The sequence below is a fragment of the Streptomyces sp. NPDC085866 genome (assembly GCF_044541035.1).
In the GTDB taxonomy this organism is placed as follows: Bacteria; Actinomycetota; Actinomycetes; order Streptomycetales; family Streptomycetaceae; genus Streptomyces.
This window is the reverse complement of record NZ_JBITSQ010000006.1, coordinates 442,794-459,207: the sequence shown is the minus strand read 5'-3', so window position 1 is coordinate 459,207 and position 16,414 is coordinate 442,794. Positions and strand designations below refer to the sequence as shown.

At 71.0% G+C, this 16,414-nt stretch carries 10 protein-coding genes; 6 read left to right on the top strand and 4 right to left on the bottom strand.

Annotated features, from left to right (window positions below; genetic code table 11):
* Positions 1–95: 95 nt before the first annotated feature.
* The 3 genes from ACIF83_RS17760 (at position 96) to ACIF83_RS17750 (ending at position 5,356) form a co-directional block, all read left to right on the top strand.
* On the top strand, positions 96–3,224 hold the full coding sequence (locus tag ACIF83_RS17760) for a sacsin N-terminal ATP-binding-like domain-containing protein (RefSeq protein ID WP_399727759.1): 3,129 nt from the start codon (positions 96–98) through the stop codon (positions 3,222–3,224).
* A 165-nt stretch (positions 3,225–3,389) separates the two neighbouring features.
* Entirely contained in the window at positions 3,390–4,319 is a 930-nt protein-coding gene (locus ACIF83_RS17755) for a hypothetical protein (RefSeq protein ID WP_393472321.1), read from the top strand.
* A gap of 206 nt (positions 4,320–4,525) precedes the next feature.
* Complete coding sequence (locus tag ACIF83_RS17750) at positions 4,526–5,356, top strand: hypothetical protein (RefSeq protein ID WP_393472318.1); 831 nt, start codon at positions 4,526–4,528, stop codon at positions 5,354–5,356.
* A 72-nt stretch (positions 5,357–5,428) separates the two neighbouring features.
* Here ACIF83_RS17750 and ACIF83_RS17745 read toward each other — a convergent pair whose 3' ends face one another.
* Entirely contained in the window at positions 5,429–5,788 is a 360-nt protein-coding gene (locus tag ACIF83_RS17745; protein ID WP_393472315.1) for a DUF6086 family protein, read from the bottom strand.
* Positions 5,785–9,447: an ALF repeat-containing protein gene (locus ACIF83_RS17740; RefSeq protein WP_399727755.1), complete on the bottom strand. Its 3,663-nt coding sequence runs from the start codon at positions 9,445–9,447 to the stop codon at positions 5,785–5,787. The genes ACIF83_RS17745 and ACIF83_RS17740 overlap by 4 nt, the downstream gene beginning before the upstream one ends.
* Positions 9,448–9,890: 443 nt before the next feature.
* Here ACIF83_RS17740 and ACIF83_RS17735 point away from each other — a divergent pair, with 443 nt between their 5' ends.
* Together ACIF83_RS17735 and ACIF83_RS17730 are read left to right on the top strand one after the other, a co-directional pair.
* Positions 9,891–10,370 (top strand): hypothetical protein, encoded by a 480-nt coding sequence (locus ACIF83_RS17735; RefSeq protein WP_398139146.1) that lies wholly within the window; start codon positions 9,891–9,893, stop codon positions 10,368–10,370.
* Between the two features lie 89 nt (positions 10,371–10,459).
* Positions 10,460–12,019, top strand: coding sequence for an FG-GAP-like repeat-containing protein (locus ACIF83_RS17730; protein ID WP_393472307.1), 1,560 nt, complete (start codon positions 10,460–10,462; stop codon positions 12,017–12,019).
* A 3-nt stretch (positions 12,020–12,022) separates the two neighbouring features.
* Here ACIF83_RS17730 and ACIF83_RS17725 read toward each other — a convergent pair whose 3' ends face one another.
* Together ACIF83_RS17725 and ACIF83_RS17720 are read right to left on the bottom strand one after the other, a co-directional pair.
* On the bottom strand, positions 12,023–14,419 hold the full coding sequence (locus ACIF83_RS17725; protein WP_393472305.1) for an HAD-IC family P-type ATPase: 2,397 nt from the start codon (positions 14,417–14,419) through the stop codon (positions 12,023–12,025).
* 105 nt (positions 14,420–14,524) lie between these two features.
* Positions 14,525–14,794: a DUF2530 domain-containing protein gene (locus ACIF83_RS17720; protein ID WP_393472302.1), complete on the bottom strand. Its 270-nt coding sequence runs from the start codon at positions 14,792–14,794 to the stop codon at positions 14,525–14,527.
* Between the two features lie 162 nt (positions 14,795–14,956).
* Between ACIF83_RS17720 and ACIF83_RS17715 the strand changes: the two genes are divergently transcribed.
* A complete protein-coding gene (locus ACIF83_RS17715) occupies positions 14,957–16,408 on the top strand; it encodes an NCS2 family permease (protein WP_393472300.1) in 1,452 nt (483 codons plus the stop codon).
* The last annotated feature ends 6 nt before the right edge of the window (positions 16,409–16,414 follow it).

The following is a 16,414-nucleotide window of genomic DNA, read 5'->3' as shown; positions in this document are numbered from 1 at the left end:
GCCCCTTTCGTCCGTCTCCGGGTCCTGACCTGTGCCTTCGGTCTCCCTGCCGCACTCGCTGTACCTTCGTCCTCACGTCGACGAGGAGAGTGAACGTGAGCAAGTTCGTGCGGCCGGCGGCCGAGGGCGCCGACCCCTTCGGCACCGCCCGTCTGCGCCGCGGTGTGCTCGACGCCTGGGCCACCAGCCCCGCCCGGTTCCGTGAGGACGCCAACGCCGAGGAGGACCTGGTCCTCGGCGGCTACCGGGACCGGCTCGTGGTGGAGCTGGCCCAGAACGCCGCCGATGCCGCCGCCCGCGCGCGGACACCGGGCCGGCTGCGTCTCACCCTCCGCGACGGCGTCCTGGTCGCGGCGAACACCGGCGCCCCCCTGGACGCGACCGGTGTCGAGTCGCTGTCCACCCTGCGGGCTTCCGCCAAGCGCGACGCGCAGGACACCCACGGCGCCGTCGGCCGGTTCGGTGTCGGCTTCGCCGCCGTACTCTCCGTCACCGACGAGCCCGCGATCGTCGGCCGGCACGGCGGTGTCCGCTGGGCCCTGGCCGAGGCGCGCGAGCTGGCCGCCGACACGGCCCGGCACAGCCCCGGCCTCGGTGACGAGATCCGCCGCCGCGACGGACATGTCCCGCTCCTCCGCCTCCCGTTCGCCGCCGAGGGCTCCGCCCCGGAGCCGTACGACACCGCGGTCATCCTGCCCCTGCGGGACACCGCCGCCGCCGACCTGGCCGAACGCCTCCTCGAGGCCGTCGACGACGCCCTGCTCCTCGCCCTGCCCGGGCTTCAGGAAGTGGTGGTGGAGGTCGACGGGGGTGCCCCGCGCACCCTGCGCCGCCGTACCGAGGGCGCCGTCACCGTCGTGGAGGACTCGCGGGAGGGGGCCACCAGCTGGCGCACCGTCTCCGCGCACGGGCCGCTCACCCCGGACCTGCTCGCCGACCGTCCGGTGGAGGAGCGCCTGCGCCCGCACTGGTCGGTGACCTGGGCCGTGCCGACGGACGCCGACGGCCGCCCGGTCCGGCCGCGCACCACCCCGGTCGTACACGCCCCCACCCCCAGCGACGAGCCCCTCGGCGTCCCCGCCCTGCTCATCGCCTCGTTCCCGCTGGACACCACCCGCCGGCACGCGGCCCCCGGCCCGCTGACCGACTTCCTGGTGCAGCGCGCGGCGGACTCCTACGCCGAACTGCTCGCCGAGTGGCGGCCGGTGACGGAGGGTGTGATCGACCTCGTGCCCGGTCCGCTGGGCAAGGGCGAGCTGGACGGCGCGCTGCGGCAGGCGGTCCTGGAGCGGCTGCCGCGCACCGCGTTCCTGCCTCCGGCCGTCGACTCCAAGAGTGACGACGAGCTTCCGGAGGCGCTGCGGCCGCGGGACGCCGAGGTGGTGGAGGGCGCCGGGGCGGACACCGTACGGGTCCTCGCGGAGGTGCTGCCGACGCTCCTTCCCGCGGGCCTCGAGCGCCGCGTCGAGCTGCGCACCCTCGGGGTCGCCCGGCTCCCGCTCGCCGACGCCATCGACCGGCTCGCCGGTCTGGAGAAGGACCCCGAGTGGTGGTGGCGGCTCTACGACAGCCTCGCCGGGGTCGACCCCGACCGGCTCTCGGGACTCCCGGTGCCCCTCGCGGACGGCCGTACGACCATCGGGCCCCGGCAGGTCCTGCTCCCCGCCCCGGACACCGCGCCCCTCGACCCGGACATCCTCGGCCGGCTGGGGCTCAAGGTCGCCCACGAGGACGCCGCGCACCCGCTGCTGGAGAAGCTGGGCGCGCTGCCCGCGTCCCCGCGCGCGGTGCTGACCACCCCGCAGGTGCGGGCCGCCGTGGCGAACTCCCTGGACGACGAGGGCGGGGCGCTGTGGGAGGAGGACGCTCCCGACGCCGAGGAGCTGGCCGACACCGTCCTCGCCCTGGTGCGCGACGCGGGGCTCGAGCCCGGTGACGAGCCCTGGCTGGGTGCCCTCGCGCTGCCCGACGAGGACGGCGAACTCGCCCCGGCAGGCGAACTCGTCTTCCCCGGCAGCCCCTTCGCCCGCGTGATCCGCGAGGACGAACTGGCATCAGTGGAAGCCGAGTTGGCGGCGAGGTGGGGCGAACAGCCCCTCACCGCCTGCGGTGTCCTCGCGGACTTCGCGCTGGTGCGCGCCACGGACGTGGTCCTCGACCCGGACGAACTGGAGCCCCGGGAGGGCGACTTCGCCGAGCCGGACGACGCGGGCCTGCTGGACGCCGTCGACGTGTGGTGCGAGGACATCCTCGACCGCTTCCCCGACAGCCCGGTGCCCCCGGTCGCCACCGAACTCGTCGCCGTCCGGGACCTCGACCTGGTCGACGACGACCATTGGCCCGAGGCCCTCTCCCTGCTTGCCCGGCCGCCGCTGCGCGACGCCCTCACGCAGCCGGTGCGGATCCTGCTGCCCGACGGCACCCACGAGGTCGTACGCCCGTACACGGCGTGGTGGCTGCGCGGGCACCCCGTCCTCGACGGGCGCCGGCCCGCCGGTCTGCTCGCGGCCGGCGGCGACCCGCTGCTGCGCGGCCTGTACGACGAGGCCGACGCGACCGGCTTCGACGACGAGCAGGTGCTGCGCGCACTGGGCGTGCGGACCTCCGTGGCCGCACTGCTGGACGAGCCCGGCGGCGCCGCCGAACTGCTGGACCGCCTCGCCGACCCGGAGCGAACGGTCACCGCGGCCCAACTGCACGCTCTGTACGGCGCCTTGGCCGAGCTGGATCCGGAGCAGGTGACCCTGCCGGACGAGCTGCGGGCCGTGACCGGCGGGCGGGTGACGGTGGTGGACGCGGCCGACGCGGTCGTGGTCGACTCGCCCGACCTGCTGCCCTTCACCTCCGGTGTCCCGCTGCTGCCGGTCCGTCCGTCCCGGGCCGCCGAGCTGGCCGAGCTGTTCCAGGTGCGGCGGCTGAGCGAGTCCGTCACCGGCGAGGTGACCTCCGAGGGCACCGAGCACGACGTACCGGACCCGGTCCGGGTGCTGCTCGGGCCGCGCACGCCCGGCACCTACGTCGAGCACGAGGAACTGGTCGTGGACGGCGTGGAGATCGACTGGCGGGTGACCGGCGACGGCGTCCTGCACGCGGCCACCCTGGAGGGTGTCGCCGCGGGCCTCGCCTGGGCGGCGGGTCAGTGGCCGCGCCGCTTCGAGGTGGCGGCCCTGCTGGAGGACCCGTCGCGGACGGAGGAGCTGGCGCGGGACCGGTGGTTCGACTGAACCTCCCGCGACCTCTCACGAAATCATTAAATCCTGTACAACCATTCCCGTGCGTCGCGGATCTGGTCAGGTGAGCCAGCAGGCTCCCAAGATCAATTGGGTCCGGTGGAGGTTGCACCCGCGCGGTGCGACCGCCGCCGGACCCGACTCTCCGTAGGGGATCGCATGCGCATTCGTGCCACCGTGGCCGCCGTCTCCGGCGCCATGGCTCTCTCCGCCTTCGCCATGCCTGCCGCGCAGGCCGCCGACGCCGGTTCGTCCTATCGTGCGGAGGCCGCGAAGGTCCTCCGGGCGGCGCACGCCGCCACGTCGGACAAGACCGCGTTCAGCGCCTCCACCGCGGCCGACGGCGCCCCGTACGCGATGGACGTCACCTTCTCCGACTTCAAGATCGCCAAGGCCGTCAAGGTCGGTACGACCAACCACGTCTCCACCACGGTCACCTACACGCTGACCCACGGCGCCGACGTCGACGTCACCGCCGACGACTTCCTCACCGGGCCCTACATCTACAAGGGCTCCTACGACAAGCCGGACAACTCGCTGTTGGGCGACAAGCCGGCCACCTGCGCCCCCACCTCGTCGACCACCGAGACCTGCACGGGCCTCATCGACGTCTACCCGGGTGACGACGAGCTGTTCAACTCCGACGCCGGCACCTGGCACGGTGCGGCTCTGGCCATCGCGCTCAACGGCCAGGACCCGAGCAGCGCCGACTTCGATGTCACCAAGGTCGGTTACGCCGACCAGGGCTCCCTCGGCACCACGCTGGTCCAGCGCTACTCCAGGCTGACGGTCAACGCGGCCCCGGAGCCGGTGAAGAAGGGCAGGACCATCACGGTCGCGGGCAAGTTGTCCCGGGCCAACTGGGAGGACCACAAGTACCACGGCTACACCGACCAGTCGGTGAAGCTGCAGTTCCGCAAGAAGGGCTCCAGCACCTACACCACGCTGAAGACCATCAAGTCCAACTCCACGGGCGACCTGAAGACGACGACCACCGCGTCGGTCGACGGCTACTACCGCTTCGCCTTCGCGGGCACCACGACCACCCCGGCGGTCAACGCCACGGGTGACTTCGTCGACGTGCAGTAGCACGGTCGCGCACGCCCCGTTCCGGCTCCGGACGCCCAAGGCTTCCGGAGCCGGAACGTTTCCTCTCACTTGTGTCACGGGCTGGCAATGCGAGGCCAAAATCTGGCCGGGAGCCGCTCTTGACGTACAACCAACTGCACCCCTCACGGATCTGATCGCTTGAGTCAACCGACTCCAAGATCACTTCTCCCTCCAGGGGAACGCACATGCGCATTCGTGCCACCGTGGCCGCCGTCTCCGGCGCCCTGGCCCTCTCCGCTCTCGCCGTGCCGGCCGCGCAGGCCGCTCCGACCAGCGGGACCCCGTACACGCTGAACGTGAGTTTCTCGAACGTCACGATCGCCAAGGCGATCAAGGTCGGTACGACCAACAAGGTCAGCACGACGTACTCGTACACGCTGACGCACGGCGCGGACGTGGACATCACCGCGAGCGACTTCTACACGGACGCCTTCCTCTACAAGGGCACCTACAGCGACTCGTCCCCCGAGCTGTACGGCGACAACCCGGCGACCTGCACGCCCACCACGGCGACCACCGCCACCTGCACCGGCACGGTCGACATCTACCCGACCGACCCCGACCCGAAGAGCGCGGACGCCGGCACCTGGGGCGTGGCGGCCGAGGCGGTCGCCTTCAACGGGCAGGACCAGGAAAACCCCGACCTGAGCAAGGTCGGCTACAACGACAAGAGCGGCCTGGGCAGCACCCTGGTGCAGCGCTACTCCAAGCTCACGGTGAACGCCGGCCCGGAGCCGGTCGCCAAGGGCAAGACCCTCACGGTGACGGGCAAGCTGTCCCGCGCCAACTGGGACGACAACCTGTACCACGGCTACACCAACCAGCCGGTCAAGCTGCAGTTCCGCAAGGCGGGCACGAGCACGTACACCACCGTCAAGACGGTGTACACGGACTCCTCCGGCAACCTGAAGACCACCACCACCGCGAACTACGACGGTTACTGGCGCTTCAGCTTCGCGGGCACCTCGACGACCCCGGCGGTCAGCGCCACGGGTGACTACGTCGACGTGAAGTAACCCTTCGCCGCACACATGAGACCGGGGGCCGCCTGCATGGCGGCCCCCGGTCACGTGGTGGTCGTCCGGCTCCTACGACGCCATGGTCCGGGCGAGAGCCGCCCTCGCCTCATCGAGGGCCGCCGTGTCCTCGGGCCGTACGGCGATCCGTCCGCCCGTCCGGTCCAGCAGGACGAGCGAGGTGACGAGCAGGCCGTGCCCCAGTTCCCGCAGGACCTCGTTGGAACCGGAGGCGTACAGCTCGTACAAGCGCTGCACGAAGATCTGGAACACCTCGCCGTCCACCGCGCAGCTCCCCTGCGGGGTGGGCGTCAGCCCCGACGGCACACCGAGGAATCCGGCCGCCCCCTGGGCGAGGGCGTGGTACAGCTGCCCGCCGTGGTACCCCGCTTCCCAGAGCGTCTCGTCGCCGTACTCGAAGGGGTAACTCAATCTGCGATCTCCAGTCTGAGGTCGAGGTCCGGGTACTTCTGCCTGAGCTCCTTGAACCGCTCCTGCAGGGCCGTCCGGAACCGCGGGTCCATCCCCGACCTGGTGAAGCGGAACCCGATGGGCGCGCTCTCGTAGCCGGGGAGCAGCTCGCGGCACCTGAGATAGGCGGCGAGCTTCTTGTTGACCTTGTCGTCGAGCCACTTGTCGTCAGCGTAGATCGCCGTCTTCAGCTCCCACATCACACCGTTCTCGAAGAGGTCGATGTCGGTGATGCGGTTCCCGGAGACGGGGTCGTAGACGTCGTGGTCCTTCAGGCCCTCCAGGCACTTGACGGGGTTGCTCCCGGCGGCGGCCCGTGCCTGGGTCCGGAACGAGGCGGGGCGGGCGAAGGAGGCCTTGGAGACCAGCTTGCAGCCGCGCTTCAGCAGCCTCAGTTCCTCGAAGGCCCGGTCCAGGACCTTGAACTTGCTCTTGAGCAGGGCGTCCACCACGAGACCGCTGCAGGAGTCGAAGTCCTTCTTCTCCATGCAGTCCTCGTACTGGCCGAGGCCCAGCAGCTCCTTCTCCACGCTCCACAGCTGCTCCATGGCGTCGCCGAACTCTTTGCCGTGCGCCAGGATGTCGCAGTAGATCTCCTGGTGCTGGCACCAGCGGGCGAAGTCCACCGGGTCGCAGGGGACGATCGCCTGCCCGCAGCGGTACAGCTCACGGGCGCGCGCCCCGGCGTCGTTCTTGGCCTTCTCCTTGGCCTCCACGGCCGCCTTGCGCCGTGCCTCCGCCTCTTCGCGGTACTTCTGCACGGAGACCTTGAACGCGTCGGTGGCCGCCTTCATCGCGGCGTCGGCGTCCTTGCCCGCCGCAACCGCGGACTTCCACGCCTGGTCGGCGTAGTACGAGGCGTTCGACGCGGCCGCCTGGGCGGCCTCCGAGGAGAGCGTGGCGTCCGCCGCCGACCTGGCCGCGTCGGCAGCATCGCGATCGGCGCGGTTCGCGGCATCGCGGGCCGTCTTGGCGGAGGCGGCGGCCTGCGCCGCGGACGTCTCGGCGTCCTTGGCGTACTGGTCGGCCTTCTTGGCGTACTCCTGCGCGTCGGCGTAGGCCGCGTTCGCCTTCTTCGCCCAGTCGTTGGCCTCGGCGGCCGCCTTGCGGGCGGTCGCGGCCACCTTCTGGGCCGTGGCGGCGTTCTGCCGTGCGGTGGCGGCGACCTTCGCCGCGTCCGCGATCAGCTTCTGCACCTGGGCCACGTGGGTGGCGGACAGGTAGTCCTTGCGCAGCGCCTTGTACTGGCCGGAGACGATGAAGGCGTGCAGGGCCTGCGGTGAGCCCTCCAGGGCGATCCGCGCGGCGGACTTCACCTCGGGGGTGCCGCTGTCGACCAGCTGCGCCGCCCGGACCCGCTCGTCCTGTGTCCGCGCGGTGTGCTGCGTGGTGAGCAGGAACTCGCTGAACTTCTTCGGGTCCCCGGTGGCGAGGGCCTTGCGACCCGCGTCGGTGAGCACGGGACCGGCACCGTCGAGCACCTGGGCGACGGCGACGCGCATGGCCTCGGCGGCCACCTGGTACTGGCCGTTGTCCACGAACTCGCTGATGGTGGCGGCGTCACCGTCGAGAGCGGTCTCGGCCGCGTCCCGTACCGCCTTGTTCTCGCTCTCCTCGGCGAGGCGCTCCACGTAGGACCGCTGATCCTGCTGCTCGGCGGTCTTCCAGCCGTTGCGCAGGTAGTCGACGACGACCTCGTCGGTTCCGCCGAGCGCGGCCTCGGCCGCGCCGCGTCCCCAGGCCGTGCCGCCCTTCATCACGCGCACGGCCAGGGCGCGGCCCTGCCTGGCGACGGCGGCGAGGTCGGCGTCGGGCCCCGCCGCCTCGGCGACCAGGCGGTCCCGCTCGGCCTGCCGGTCCTTGGCGGCCTTCTCCAGCGCGGCCTGCGCGGCCGTACGGGCGTCGTCCTGCTCCTTGTCGTCCCGGGCGCGTTCGATGCCGGCGTTGGTGCGGCCCTGCAGTTCCTCGGCCTCGACCTGGCGGGCGAGGGTGTAGATCTCCTGGGCCTTGGTCACGGCGGCGGTGGCCGCGTTGGCGGCCTCGGTCGCGGCGTTGGCGTGTTCCGTGGACTTGGTGGCGGCCTTCGCGGACTCGCCGGCGTGCTCGGCCGCTTCCCGGGCCGCCTTGCCGGCGTTCCGGGCGTGGGTGGCCGCGGACGTCGCGGCGTCCCGGGATTCGCGGGCGGCCTTGCCCGCCTTGCGCGCCAGTGACTCGGCCTCGCCGGCGGCACGGTTGGCCTCACCGGCGTGGCGCCTCGCGGCGGCCGCGGCGGAGCGCGCCTCGGCGGCTTCGGCGCTCGACTGGCCCGCGTAGTTGCCGGCCTCCGCGGCCGCGTCGGCGGCGGCCTTGGCGTTGGCGCCCGCGCCGGCCGCGGAGTGGGCGGCGTCCCCGGCCGCGTCGGCTGCCTTGGCCGCCTGGTCGGCGGCGTCGGCGGCCAGCTCGGCCCCCTTGGCGGCCTTGTCGGCGTCCTCGGCCGCCTTGCGCGCCGCGTCCGCCTTCTTGGCGTCGACCGCGGCGTCGGCGGCGGAGTTGCGCGCCCGGGCGGCGGCCTGCGAGGCACCGGCCGCCGCGGCGGCCGCCTGCGCGGCCGCGTTGGCCGCGACGCGCGCCGAGTTGTTCGCGGCGTTGGCCGCGTCGATCGCCCGCTGTGCGGCGGCCGCGGCCTCGGACGCGGCCGTGGCGGCCCGCTTGGCGGCGCGCGCGGCCCGGTCCGTGTCGTCCTTGGCGGCCTTGGCCTCCGCCTGGGCCTCCAGGGCGGCGTCCTTGGCCAGCTCGGCGGCCTTGACCGCCTTGGAAGACTCGGTCTTGGCGGCCGCGGTCTCCTTGGCGGCCTGCCGGCCCGCTTCCTTCGCCTGATCGGCGAGTTCGGCGACCGAGGCGTGCTCCTCGTCCTTGTCCCGGGCGACGAACTGGCCGACCTGCAGGAACTCGCGGATGTCCGCGGCGCTGCCGCTCAGCGCGAGGCGCCCGGCGGCCTTCACGTTGGTGCCGCCCACGCTGACGATCTGGACGAGCTGGACCCGCTCGTCCTCCTCCTGCTGGGTCTGCCGGCCTTCGGTGAGGAACTTCCGGACGTCCTCGGCGCTGCCGGCGAGCGCGGCCCGGCCGGCGCTCTGCACGTTGGGGCCGGAGGTGTCGATGATCTGGGCGACCCGGACGCGGTTGTCCTGCTCCATGGGGTCTTCCCAGCCGTCGTCCAGGAACTCGTGCAGCTGGTCCGGTGTTCCGGCGAGTGCCTGGCGGGCGGCGGTCAGCAGCTCCGGGCCCCCGACGGAGGCGAGTTGGGCGGCGCTGACCCGTTCGTCCTGGAAGGAGAGGTCGCCGACCGCGGCCAGGAAGGCCCGGACGTCGGCGTCGCTGCCGGTGAGTGCCGCCTCGGCGGCCGCCTTGACGCCGGGGCCGCCCTCCTCCCAGTAGTCGACGACCAGACCGCGCTGTTCGGCGGTGGTCTGCGCCTGTGCAGCGGCCTGGACGCTCCCCCCGGCCGGCGCGGCTCCCGCGGCGGGCGCCGCGCCCAGCAGGCCGGCGGTGAGGGCCAGGGGGAGCAGGGTGAATGCCGTTCGGCGTATCAGACGCGCCGCTTTTCCGGCGCTATCGAGCTGGTCAGTTCTTCGATTCACTGAACACCTGTCTCGGTGATCGGCGACGCCCCCGAATGCGAGTCGCCGAATAATGGAGAAGGCAGCGTAGCGCCCATCATCTTTGCAAATCGAATCGGATTTCCCCCCTGAATCCGTGCGGCGGAGCACCGGTCGACAGGATGCCCTCTTTGTGGCTTTATGGTGGCAACTGGCTCATGGCTCATGGGAGTTGGTTGGTGAAGGTGTGAAGGTTGCGCGTTGACGTGTGGCTGATCTTTGACTAACCTATGGCCTGTCTTTGCCGCTGCCTGACCAGCAGTGTCTCTTGCCGGGGCCCTCTTCTGCCCCATTTCTTTTAATTGCGGGGGTTATTTTGCGACGTCTCCAGTGCTGTCGGCATGCCTGCAATTGAGGTCATTTCTCTTTCGAGAATTCCTTCCTGAAGGGACTCCTCAGTGCTTTTCCATGCCCGAAAAATAGCGGTGTCCGTATTCGTGGCCGGAGTCGCCACACTCGCGGGCGTTTCTGTGGCCTCGGCCGATGACCCGCCCCCGGCTCCGTCCCCGTCGACTCCGCCTGTCGCGGTCGAGGACTACGGGTATCCCGGGGCCGACCGCATCCTGGCCGAGAAGGGGATCAAGCTGAAGAAGGGCGACGGCCACATCCTGCTCGCCGACTGCGACCAGGCCGCCCAGCAGATCCGCGTGCTCACCGTCAAGGACGACTCGGTCGGCCGTCAGGGCACGTACTGCTTCCGGGCCACGGCCAAGACCGGCCGCCTCACGCTCGAACTGCCGCGTGTCTTCGCGGTGGAGGCCGCCGACCATCCGGTCAGCGCCGACCTCACCGCCGACGGCAGGACCACGACGGTCAACGTGCCCCAGGGCGGCTTCGAGTCCGTCGGCGAGGGCACCGTCGGCGGCGCCAGGTCGGTGCTGGTCGAACTCCGCGTGACCGGCTGATCCGCCGACCTCCCCGTCCGTGCGTGACACCCCGCACGGACCCGAATGGCCTCTGCGTCTGCAGAGCACGTCTTGTGATGCGAGGAAACGTGACACACCCCCGTTCGCGCGGGAAGCGCACGGCGTGGACCGCCGGGGTCCTGGCGGCCGGTCTCGCGGCCGGACTCATGGGCGCGGCGCCGGCCCAGTCCGTCGTCGGTGACCAGGTCGCGACCGACGCCGACCAGTTCACCGTGAAGCTGCACATCGCCTTCGGCAAGGACAACGAACGCGCCTGCTCCGGCACCCTGGTCGACCCCCAGTGGGTGCTCACCTCGGCCAGCTGCTTCGCGGCCGACCCCCAGCACGCCACGAAGATCCCGGCGGGCAAGCCGCAGTTCCCGACCGTGGTCACCGCCGACGGCAACCGGCCCGCCACGGCACCGGAGAAGCTGACGGTGCTGCAGCTGGTCCCGCACCCCGACCGTGACCTGGTCATGGCGCGCATCGACGACCCGAGCATCGAGGACCGGCTGGACGGTCCGTTCCCGGACATCGCCGCGGCCAAGCTCGACTCGACGGCACCGGCCCAGGGCGACCAGCTCAGGGCCGTCGGCTACGGCCGTACCAAGACCGAGTGGGCTCCGGGCAAGGCACACACCGGTGCGTTCGGCGTGGACTCCGTCGCCGCCACGACGCTGGCGATCTCGCCCACCTCCGGCGGCGCCCTGTGCGCCGGAGACGCCGGCGGCCCGGTGCTCAACGCGCGCGGCAACCTGACCGCCGTGGTCACCGCGTCCTGGGGCGGCGGCTGCCTCAACTCCGACGAGACCCGCACCGGGGCCGTCGCCACCCGCGTGGACGACATCGCGGACTGGGTTCAGCGCGTGCGCATGGTCAACCGGCAGAAGTACATCAAGGACGCCATGTCGACCGCCGACTTCAACGGCGACGGCCGCTCGGACGTCGTGGCCCTGATGGCGAACGACTCGATCCAGGTCTTCTACAGCCGCCCCGACGGCACGCTGGAGTTCGGCACCTACCTGGGCGCCCTCGGCCGCCCGGGAACGGGGGTGATCCTCGCGGGTGACTTCGAGGAGACGGCGGGACTCGAGATGATCACCGTCTCGGACAGCGGTGACCTGTTCATGGGCCAGAAGCGTGTGCCGCTGCCCGTGTGGACCAGGAAGAAGCTCTGGACGGACGCCGCCTGGAAGGAGCCGTTGCCGGCCGCCGTCCTGCACAGCGCCACCCCGGGCCACGACACCCCGATCTTCCAGTGGCCCGACGGCTCCCTCTACACCTACAAGAGGGACGCCGACGGCAACCTGGTCAACCAGAAGAAGTCGATGTGGCCGGACAAGACCTGGAAGAAGGAGCACATCGCGACCGGTGACTTCAACGGCGACGGCCGGGACGACATCGCCGCTGCCGCCTCGGACGGGTCCCTGAGCCTCTACCCGGGCAAGGCCGACGGCACCTTCGACAAGGCCCGCTCGATGTGGTCGGGCAAGGACTGGACGAGCTTCCGTCCCCTGCTGGCCGGCGACTTCAACGGCGACGGCAAGGACGACATCGCCTACATGGAGGTCAACGGAGAGCTGAGCTGGTTCGCCGGCAACGGCAAGGGCGGACTGGCCCCCGGCAAGAGCATGTGGCCCACGGTCTGACGCTCACGCGGGAAAGCGGCGGTCGACCCATTTCCACAGGAACTCCAGGGCGGCCGCCGCCACCACCGCCACCGCGACAGCCGTCCACGGCATCGCCACGCCCACCAGCTTCAGGGCGAAGAAGCTCTGCAGGGCCGGGACGACGAGCACGAAGAGGAACGCCACGCCCATCGAGGCCACCAGGGCGACGCGCCACCAGGTGTAGGGGCGGGCGATGATCGCCAGGACCCACATGGAGATCAGGAACAGGGTCAGGGTCGCCGCGCTGGTCTCCGCGTCCAGGGAGCCCGGGCCGGTGTAGTAGTGGCGGGCGATCAGGTACGTCACGAAGGTCGCCGCTCCGGCCACCACCCCGCCGGGAACCGAGTACCGCATGACTCTGCGGACGAAGTGGGGGCGGGCCCGCTCCTTGTTGGGGGCCAGGGCCAGGAAGAAGGCCGGGATGCCGATGGTGAGGGTGGAGAGCAGGGTCAGGTGGCGGGGCAGGAAGGGGTACTCGACCTGCCAGCACACCACCAGCACCGCGAGCAGCACCGAGTAGACCGTCTTGACCAGGAACAGTGACGCCACGCGGGTGATGTTGCCGATGACGCGGCGGCCCTCGGCCACCACCGACGGCAGCGTCGAGAAGCTGTTGTTCAGCAGGACGATCTGCGCGACCGCCCGGGTCGCCTCCGAACCCGAGCCCATCGAGACGCCGATGTCGGCGTCCTTGAGTGCGAGGACGTCGTTCACGCCGTCGCCGGTCATCGCGACCGTGTGCCCGTGCGACTGGAGCGCGCCGACCATGTCCCGCTTCTGCTGCGGGGTGACCCGGCCGAACACGGTCCCCTCGTCCAGCGCCGTGGCCATGCCCCGCGGGTCGGCCGGCATCCGGCGCGCGTCCACCGTCGTACCGGACAGGCCCAGCTTGGCGGCGACCGCGCCGACGGACACCGCGTTGTCGCCGGAGATGACCTTGGCGCGGACGTTCTGGTCCGCGAAGTAGCGCAGGGTGTCGGCGGCGTCGGGCCGCAGCCGCTGCTCCAGCACCACGAGGGCGGTGGGGCGGGCGCCCCGGGCCGGCTCGGGGTCGTCCAGGTCGCGGGTGGCGCGCGCGAGCAGCAGGACCCGCAGGCCCTGCTCGTTGAGGCGCTCGGTCTCGCCCAGGGCCGGGTCGCCCTGGCCGAGCAGCACGTCGGGGGCGCCCAACAGCCAGGTGCTGGCCTCGCCGTCGCCCTCGCTGAAGGCGGCTCCGCTGTACTTGCGGGCGGAGGAGAACGGGAGCGACTCGATGCAGCGCCACTCCTCGCTGTCCGGGTAGGCGTCGATGATCGCCTGCAGGGAGGCGTTGGGGCGCGGGTCGGACTCACCGAGGGCGCCGAGGACCTTGCGTACGTACGTGTCGTCGTAGCCGTCGAGGGGCCTCAGCTCGGTCACGTCCATGCCGCCCTCGGTCAGGGTGCCGGTCTTGTCCAGGCAGACGGTGTCGACGCGGGCGAGGCCCTCGATGGCGGGCAGCTCCTGCACCAGGCACTGTTTCCGGCCGAGCCGGATGACCCCGATGGCGAAGGCCACGGAGGTGAGCAGCACCAGCCCCTCCGGGACCATCGGGACGATGCCGCCGACCGTGCGGGCGACCGCGTCCTTCAGGCCGTTGTTCTTGACGACCAGCTGGGTGACGACGAGCCCGATCGCGGCCGGGATCATCATCCACGTCACGTACTTGAGGATCGTGGAGATGCCGGAGCGCAGCTCGGAGTGGACGAGGGTGAAGCGGGAGGCCTCCTCGGCGAGCTGGGCCGCGTACGCGTCCCGGCCCACCTTGGTCGCGGTGAAGGCGCCGCCGCCCGCCACCACGAAACTGCCGGACATCACCTTGTCGCCGGGGTGTTTGACGACCGGGTCGGCCTCACCGGTGAGCAGCGACTCGTCGATCTCAAGACCGTCGGCCTCGGCACACAGTCCGTCCACGACGATCTTGTCGCCCGGACCTATCTCTATGAGGTCGTCCAGGACGATCTCGTTCGTGGCCACCTCGGTGGCGGTTCCGTCGCGGCGCACGGTCGGCCGGGCCTCGCCGATCACGGCGAGCGAGTCCAGGGTCTGCTTGGCCCGCCACTCCTGGACGATGCCGATCCCGGTGTTGGCGAGGATGACGAAGCCGAAGAGGCTGTCCTGGATCGGTGCGACGAACAGCATGATCAGCCACAGCACGCCGATGATCGCGTTGAACCGGGTGAAGACGTTCGCCCGGACGATCTCGCCCAGGGAGCGGCTGCTGCGCACCGGCACGTCGTTGACCTGCCCGCGCGTGACGCGCTCCGCGACCTGGGCGCCGGTCAGGCCGGCCGAGGATGCGCCCGGCGGGGACGCCGGGGGCACGGGGTCGACTTCGGCGCCCGCGTCGATATGGGTCATGCATTCGACGGTACGTGCGGTTTTGCGCGTTCACCTGCCGAGTGGGGGAAGTTCCGACCTGGGGAGGACCCGAGTCGTGCGCTGGTTGTAGAGCCGGGTCGCCGGCTACTCCGCCGTGGCCGCCGCCTTCAGGGCCGCGTCCCGTTTGATCGCCGCGTCGCGCTTGCGGACGTACCAGATGCCGATGAGGCCCAGCCCGCCGCCGGTCAGGCAGGTCCACAGCCACCAGGTGTGGTCGTGGTCGGCGAACCAGCCGTAGAAGGGGAGCTGGACCAGGAAGAGGACGAACCACACGATCGTGCCGCCGGTGATGGTGGCGACCACGGGGCCCTCCAGGGGCTCCGGCGCCTCGTGCTTGGGGGTCCACTTAGCCATGGGGCACAGCTTACGAGGCGATGCCGAGACTGAACTGTCTACGCGCGGAGATGGCGATGTGAGACTCATACGTTCATACTGAAACCGTTTGTCTTTGTCCATTTCTGCTCGTATGAAACTCCAACGGGGCTCGGGGGAACCCCGTAGGTGATGAGGTCTCGCATGTCCACCTCGGCACCCGCCAAGGTCCCCGCCCCCGAACAGCCGGGGGGCACCCCCGCCTTCGGCGCCCTCGACCGCTACTTCCGCATCTCCGAGCGCGGTAGCTCCGTCGCCCGCGAGATCCGCGGCGGACTCGCCACCTTCTTCGCGATGGCGTACATCATCGTGCTGAACCCGATCATCCTTGGCAGCGCGAAGGACATGTACGGGCACCACCTGGACAACGGCCAGCTGGTCACGGCGACCGCCCTGACGGCGGCGTTCTCCACCCTCCTCATGGGTGTCATCGGCAACGTCCCGATCGCGCTCGCCGCCGGTCTCGGTGTGAACTCCGTCGTCGCGCTCCAGCTGGCGCCCCGGATGTCCTGGCCGGACGCCATGGGCATGGTCGTGCTGGCCGGTTTCGTGGTCATGCTGCTGGTCGCCACGGGTCTGCGCGAGCGCGTGATGAACGCCGTGCCGTTCGGCCTGCGCAAGGCGATCTCCATCGGTATCGGCCTGTTCATCATGCTGATCGGCCTGGTCGACGCCGGTTTCGTCACCCGTATCCCGGACGTCGCCCAGACCACCGTGCCGCTCCAGCTCGGCAGCAACGGTCACCTCAACGGCTGGCCGGTGCTGGTCTTCATCCTGGGCGCGCTGCTCACCTTCGCCCTCATCGTGCGCAAGGTGCCGGGCGCGATCCTGATCTCCATCGTCGGCATGACCGTCCTCGCGCTGATCATCAACTCGGTCGCGCACGTGACGACCTGGGGTCTGACGGTCCCGAAGTGGCCGGGCAACCCGGTGTCCACCCCCGACTTCGGCCTGATCGGCCAGTTCAGCCTGTTCGGCGGTTTCTCCAAGGTCGGCGTGCTGACCGGCGTCCTCTTCGTCTTCACGGTCCTGCTGTCCTGCTTCTTCGACGCCATGGGCACGATCATGGGCGTCAGCGACGAGGCCAAGCTGACCGACGCCCAGGGCTACATGCCGGGCATCAACAAGGTCCTCTTCGTCGACGGCCTCGCGGTCGCGGCGGGCGGCGCCAGTTCCTCCTCGGCGACCACCGCGTTCGTGGAGTCCACGGCGGGCGTCGGCGAGGGCGCGCGCACGGGTCTCGCGAACGTCGTCACGGGCTCCCTCTTCGCGGTGGCCCTGTTCCTCACCCCGGTCGCCACGATGGTCCCGTCCCAGGCGGCCACGCCGGCGCTGATCGCGGTGGGCTTCCTGATCCTGTCGAACTCCGTCAAGGAGATCGACTGGGCCGACTACACGATCGCGATCCCGGCCTTCGTGACCATGCTGATGATGCCGTTCACCTACTCGATCACCAACGGCATCGGCATGGGCTTCATCAGCTTCGTGGTGCTGCGCCTGGCGGCCGGCCGCGCGAAGGACGTCCCGGTGCCGATGTACGTGGTCTCGGCCGTCTTCCTCTTCTACTACCTGATGCCGGCCCTGGGCCTGACCTGATCACCC